The organism is Actinomadura sp. GC306, from assembly GCF_004348665.1.
GTDB lineage: Bacteria > Actinomycetota > Actinomycetes > Streptosporangiales > Streptosporangiaceae > Spirillospora.
This window is the reverse complement of the sequence record NZ_SMKM01000536.1, coordinates 1-1184: the sequence shown is the minus strand read 5'-3', so window position 1 is coordinate 1184 and position 1184 is coordinate 1. Positions and strand designations below refer to the sequence as shown.

General features: G+C 72.0%; 2 protein-coding genes. Both read right to left on the bottom strand.

Annotated elements, in window-relative coordinates:
• Positions 1-92: 92 nt before the first annotated feature.
• Positions 93-515 (bottom strand): CBS domain-containing protein, encoded by a 423-nt coding sequence (locus E1200_RS33355; protein WP_131956671.1) that lies wholly within the window; start codon positions 513-515, stop codon positions 93-95.
• Between the two features lie 112 nt (positions 516-627).
• Complete coding sequence (locus tag E1200_RS33350) at positions 628-993, bottom strand: SSI family serine proteinase inhibitor (RefSeq protein WP_131956669.1); 366 nt, start codon at positions 991-993, stop codon at positions 628-630.
• Positions 994-1184: the final 191 nt, after the last annotated feature.

Below are 1184 nucleotides of genomic sequence, written 5' to 3'. Positions count from 1 at the left end.
GTCATGGTGGTCTGGGCGTTCAACAACGTCATCCGGTTCGACTTCATCGACCGCCCGTACCACATCACGGTGGGGTCGGTCGTCCAGTGGGGTCAGTTGTTCGGAGGGGCCTTGCTGATCACCGGGAGGGGCCCGCCGTCGCCGTTGGCCACGGCCAGGTCGCTGATGCTGACGATCCCGACCGGACGGTGCTGGGCGTCCACGACGGGGAGGCGCCGGACCGCCCGCTCGCACATCAGCCGGGCCGCGGTCCCGGTGTCGTCCTCGGGGCGGACGGTCGCCAGCTCCGCGGTGCAGACGTCGCCCAGCGGGGTGAGCGAGGTGTCGCGGCTCTCGGCGACCGCGCGCACCACGATGTCACGGTCGGTGACGACGCCGCAGAGGCGTCCCGCGTAGGTGACCAGCACGTCCCCGATCCCTCGGTCCCGCATGATGCGGGCGGCTTCGTACAGCGTCGCGTCCAGCGGCAGCGTCTCCGGTGCCGCCGTCATCACGTCGCTGACCCTTGGTGGCATCGCGCGCACATCCTCTCGTACCGCCGGCGGCTCGCGTTAACACGTGTGCGCGCCTTACCCACGGTCGGCGCGCCTATGCGGGCTGTTTCGCGCGACCGGCCCTGGGCTGCTGTCAGAAGGCGAAAACCGATCCGGTTTGCGAGCGCATGACGCAGTCGTTGCCGTACTCCGCGCGGAAGCGGACGGGCTCGCCGCGCCACCGCCCGGCCGCGCGGGCGACGACGGGGGAGTGGACGGCGGTGCACATCCGGCCGTCCGGCGCGTGGGCGAACTCGCCGCCGGACCCGGTCAGCTCCGAGCACGCCCGCGCCGCCGCGGGATGTTCGCCGCCCGGCGGATCGCAACGCAGCGTGACGGTCCGCGAGGTGCCGCGGTCCGGGTGGTCGAGGGTGAGCCGGAGGGACGTCGCCGACTCCGGCGATGCGGCCGTCAGGGCGACCAGCGCGCCCGCGACGACACTGGCGGCGAGGTTCGGCATCGATACTCCGGGGATCGAGGACGGCGGGACACCGGCACTACCTAAGGGTAGCGACACGGTGACCAGCTGTACCCGGAAACGGGCGATCCCGCAGCCACGCCCCCTCCCTCGTTGACTTGCGGCGTGTTGCCCTTATGGAGCGCTCCATAAGGGCAACACGCCGCAAGTCAACGCCGGCCGGAGGCCGGGGC

What these genes read in the sequence shown, in the direction of transcription:
- E1200_RS33355 (WP_131956671.1), bottom strand. Translation starts at nt 515, where the DNA reads ATGCCACCAAGGGTCAGCGACGTGATGACGGCGGCACCGGAGACGCTG.
- E1200_RS33350 (WP_131956669.1), bottom strand. Translation starts at nt 993, where the DNA reads ATGCCGAACCTCGCCGCCAGTGTCGTCGCGGGCGCGCTGGTCGCCCTG.